Here is a 4,074-nt window from a genome sequence, read left to right on the forward strand (position 1 = left end):
CGGCGTCGACAGGCGGCCGGAGGGTCGCGAACTGGTCGGTTATCCGCAATCTGCGCTCGGAGAAGCGGTAGAGCGCGGCGGGCCGACCCCCCGAGGGCCCCGGTGGCGCGCTGCGCCCGCACCGCACGAGCTCGCCCCGCCTGGTGAGGACCCTCTGCAGGTTGGTCGGATCCACAGGGTGGCCCAGGGCGGCGCCGTAGAGCTGCGCGAGATACGACATCGTGAACTCCACGGGCGCCAGGGCGAACCCCAGGGTCGAGTAGGAGAGCTTGGCCGCGAGGCGGGCGCGGGCGCGGGCGACGATCTCCGCGTGGTCGTAGACGGTGTCGGGCAGCTGGTCGACCCGGAACCAGGCCGTGTCGTCGGGGATGGCCGGGTCGGCGTCGCTGGGGAGGACGCCGAGGAACCCGGAGGCGAACACGCGTCGGCCGGGTATGCGCCCCGGGTCGGAGAACTCCGCCACGGATTCCAGGTGGCTGAGCGATTGCACGTCGACCTTCTCGGCGAGCTGCCGGGTGGCGGAGGCGGGCAGGTCCTCGTCGTCCCGGACCTCACCGCCGGGCAGCGCCCACCGGCCGGCGGCGGGCCCGAGGGAGTGCCGCCAGAGCATCACGTGGAGCGTGGGCGCGGTGGCACCGGGCGCCGGTCGCACCTGGGTCACCACGACGAGCACTTCGTGACCGGTGTTACACTGCATCATGTTTTCGATTGTAAGTCGAAAACAGGGCCGGTGGCGTATCGGCCCACAGAACCGACCCGGGAGGGGGCAGCGATGAGCACTGCCACAGGACACGGCACCACGGTCGCGCCACGGCCCGACACCACCGTCGGACGGCTCGACTCGCCGCTCGCCACGAGGATCCGCCACGACGGCGCGGTGTACACGGGCGTCGAACCCGACGCGGAGTGGGCCGCCGAGATCCGCCGCCTCGCCGGCGAGCGTGACGCGGTGATCCTCGCCCACAACTACGAGGTCCCCGCCATCCAGGACATCGCCCACCACGTGGGGGACTCCCTGGCCCTGTCGCGCATCGCCGCGGAGGCCGAGCAGTCGACCATCATCTTCTGCGGCGTCCACTTCATGGCGGAGACCGCCAAGATCCTCTCGCCGGACAAGACCGTCCTCATCCCCGACGAGGCGGCGGGCTGTTCGCTGGCCGACTCCATCACCGCCGAGCAGTTGGCGGAGTGGAAGTCCGAGCACCCCGATGCCGTGGTGGTCTCCTACGTCAACACCACCGCCGCGGTGAAGGCCCTCACGGACATCTGCTGCACCAGCTCCAACGCGGTCGAGGTGGTCGAGTCGATCGACCCGGACCGCGAGGTGCTGTTCCTTCCCGACCAGTTCCTCGGCGCGCACGTCCGGCGCAAGACCGGCCGCGACAACGTGCTCGTGTGGGCGGGCGAGTGCCACGTCCACGCCGCGATCAACGGTGACCAGCTCACCGCCAAGTCGCAGGCCCACCCGGGCGCCGAGCTGTTCGTCCACCCCGAGTGCGGCTGCGCCACGAGCGCGCTGCACCTCGCCACCGAGGGTGCCGTGCCGGCTGATCAGGTCAAGATCCTGTCCACCGGCGGGATGGTCGACGCCGCCCGCTCCTCGGGTGCCCGCGAGGTCCTGGTGGCCACCGAGATCGGGATGATCCACCAGCTGCGCAAGGCGGCTCCGGAGATCGACTTCCTCCCGGTCAACGACCAGGCCAGCTGCCCCTACATGAAGATGATCACCCCGGCCGCGCTGCTGCGCGCGCTCGTCGAGGGCGCCGACGAAGTGCACGTCGATCCCGCCACGGCCGAGGCCGCGCGCGGGTCCGTCGAGCGGATGATCGCCATCGGCAACCCGGGATCCGGGGAGTGACCGGCGCGGGCGTGGGTTCGCCGGTATCCGGGGGAGACGACGACGAGCTCTTCGACCCCGACACCCGTGCCGACGCCCTGATCGCGATCAGGCGCGCCCTCGAGGAGGACCTGCGTTACGGCCCGGACGCCACCTCGCTGGCCACCGTGCCCGCGGACTCCCGTGCCACCGCACGACTCGCGACCCGATCCGACGGGGTGGTGGCCGGGTTGCCGCTGATCGGGATGGTCCTGACCGAGGTGCTCGGCGACGACTACTCGGTCACGCTCAGCGCGGGGGACGGTGACCGCGTCTCGGCCGGCGACGTGGTGGCCGAGATCACCGCACCGACGCGCGGGCTGCTCACCGCCGAGCGGACACTGCTCAACCTCGTGTGCCATCTCTCGGGGGTGGCCACCGCGACCCGGGCATGGGCCGACGAGCTCAGTGGCACCGGCTGCGCCGTGCGCGACACCCGCAAGACCATGCCCGGCATGCGCCTGCTGCAGAAGTACGCCGTCCGCTGCGGCGGCGGGGTCAACCACCGACTCGGCCTCGGGGATGCCGTCCTGGTCAAGGACAACCACGTGGTGGCCGCCGGTGGGGTGGTTCCGGCGCTGGCCGCCGTGCGCGAGCGGTTCCCGGACCTGCCCTGCGAGGTCGAGGTGGACTCCCTGGAGCAGCTCGACCAGATGCTCGACGCAGGCGTGGACCTGGTCCTGCTGGACAACTTCCCCGTCTGGCAGACGCAGATGGCCGTGCAGCGTCGGAACGCGATCTCACCCCGTACCCGGTTGGAGTCCAGTGGCGGCCTCGGTCTGGACGTCGCCGCCGACTACGCGCGCTGTGGTGTCGACTTCCTCGCCGTCGGCGGGCTCACCCACTCGGTCGCGGTCCTCGACCTCGGCCTGGATATGTGAGGTCCACCGCACCCGGCCGTTCGGGTGAGGTGTGGGTCGCCGGAACCCGCGTAAAGTTTGATGACATGACGGGCTTCTGGGACACGAGCGAGAAGAGCACTCCGGCGGAACGCCGACAGCAGCGGATGGCGGAGGCGCGCCGACGCGTGGAGTCCGGGGAGAACACCTCACCGCCGCCTCCACGGCCCGCCCCCGGCAAGCCCGCCCGGAGCCGCTCGGCGCGCTCGCCCAGGGCGGCCACCGTGGACCCGCTCTCCGTCACCGGGGCGCAGTTCGCCGTCTGGCGTAGCGTCCAGCACTTCTGCGCCACCGACTCGCTCCCGGACGCCCGCGGGGCCGATCTGGACCTGCTGGTCGCCTGGTCGGACTCCATCCAGCCGTTCCGCCTGCGGCAGCGGATAGTGGCACGCCTGGACTCCCAGGGCGCGTGGCTGCCGGTCTGCTACGCCAAGGACGGCGCCCGCGAGGCGATCACCCAGGCGCAGGCCGACCGTTACCGCGAGGCCAGGCTCGGCGAGTCCACACTCTCCGGTGGCGCGCAGAAGTCCCTCCGGGAGACCGACCACCCGGAGACCACGACCTCGCTCTGAGCAGGGCCCTCAGCGAGCGGCCAGTGCGAACCGCCGGCCCCGCGGTCGCGGGCCGGTGCTGAGGACCAACTCGTCGGCACCGGACTCACGGCCGGCCGGGCCCGTGGTCTCCTTGACGGCGGTGACCTCGTCGTCGTCGTGGAGGTCGTCGTCGGCGGTGCCGTCCCCGGTCCGGTCGTCGGTCAGGTCGACCGCCTCGGCGTCGCCGGGATGCTCGTCCACCGCGACGATCGCCCCCTCCCGCTCGAGATCGATGATCGCGGTGCGGGCCGCCCGGGCGTACCGCAGGTGTCGCATCGCGGGGGTGTCCGTATCGGGGTCGGAGGGGTCCACGTCGCCCAGTCTCAGCGGCTCGCCCGAAGGGGCCTCGTAGGCCTCGCAGACCGATTCGACGATCTCGTCCACCCCCAGACTGTCCCACTCCCCGAGCTTGTCCACGACGATCATGCGGGCGCGTTCCAGCGCGTCGGGCCCGGGGTCGGTGGCGGCGTCGATGGCGGAACGGATCTTCTCGGAACGGATCTTGTCAGTCGAACTCATGACCCGAGCCTGCCAGTCCCGGCGCCGGGATGCAGCCGGTCGCGCGGGCGCGCCCGGTGTGCTCTGACGGACGCGCCGCTAGGACGAGAGCTCGGCCATGACTCGGGGGACCTCCGACAGCAGCTCCCGGGCGAGGAAGCCGGTGGGCCCGACCCGCACCGCGAGCCGCTCACCGGCCCGGCCGTGG

The 4,074-nt window shown here is 72.0% G+C and carries 5 protein-coding genes; 3 read left to right on the forward strand and 2 right to left on the reverse strand.

All coding sequences use genetic code 11. From position 1 onward, the window contains the following. Positions 1-700, reverse strand: a 700-nt coding sequence (locus G6021_RS00365) for an NUDIX domain-containing protein (protein WP_182640451.1), incomplete at its 3' end; no start/stop codon positions are given. A 72-nt stretch (positions 701-772) separates the two neighbouring features. Between G6021_RS00365 and nadA the strand changes: the two genes are divergently transcribed. The 3 genes from nadA (at position 773) to G6021_RS00380 (ending at position 3,347) form a co-directional block, all read left to right on the forward strand. Next, on the forward strand, positions 773-1,858 hold the full coding sequence (nadA, locus tag G6021_RS00370) for a quinolinate synthase NadA (RefSeq protein WP_187700272.1): 1,086 nt from the start codon (positions 773-775) through the stop codon (positions 1,856-1,858). Between the two features lie 77 nt (positions 1,859-1,935). Beyond that, a complete protein-coding gene (nadC, locus tag G6021_RS00375) occupies positions 1,936-2,757 on the forward strand; it encodes a carboxylating nicotinate-nucleotide diphosphorylase (protein WP_182610795.1) in 822 nt (273 codons plus the stop codon). Between the two features lie 65 nt (positions 2,758-2,822). After that, positions 2,823-3,347, forward strand: a complete 525-nt coding sequence (locus G6021_RS00380; protein ID WP_182616728.1) for a hypothetical protein — start codon at positions 2,823-2,825, stop codon at positions 3,345-3,347. Between the two features lie 9 nt (positions 3,348-3,356). Here G6021_RS00380 and G6021_RS00385 read toward each other — a convergent pair whose 3' ends face one another. Next, positions 3,357-3,887: a hypothetical protein gene (locus tag G6021_RS00385; RefSeq protein ID WP_182616726.1), complete on the reverse strand. Its 531-nt coding sequence runs from the start codon at positions 3,885-3,887 to the stop codon at positions 3,357-3,359. Between the last annotated feature and the right edge of the window lie 187 nt (positions 3,888-4,074).

The organism is Dietzia sp. CW19 (assembly GCF_014145265.1).
In the GTDB taxonomy this organism is placed as follows: domain Bacteria; phylum Actinomycetota; class Actinomycetes; order Mycobacteriales; family Mycobacteriaceae; genus Dietzia; species Dietzia natronolimnaea.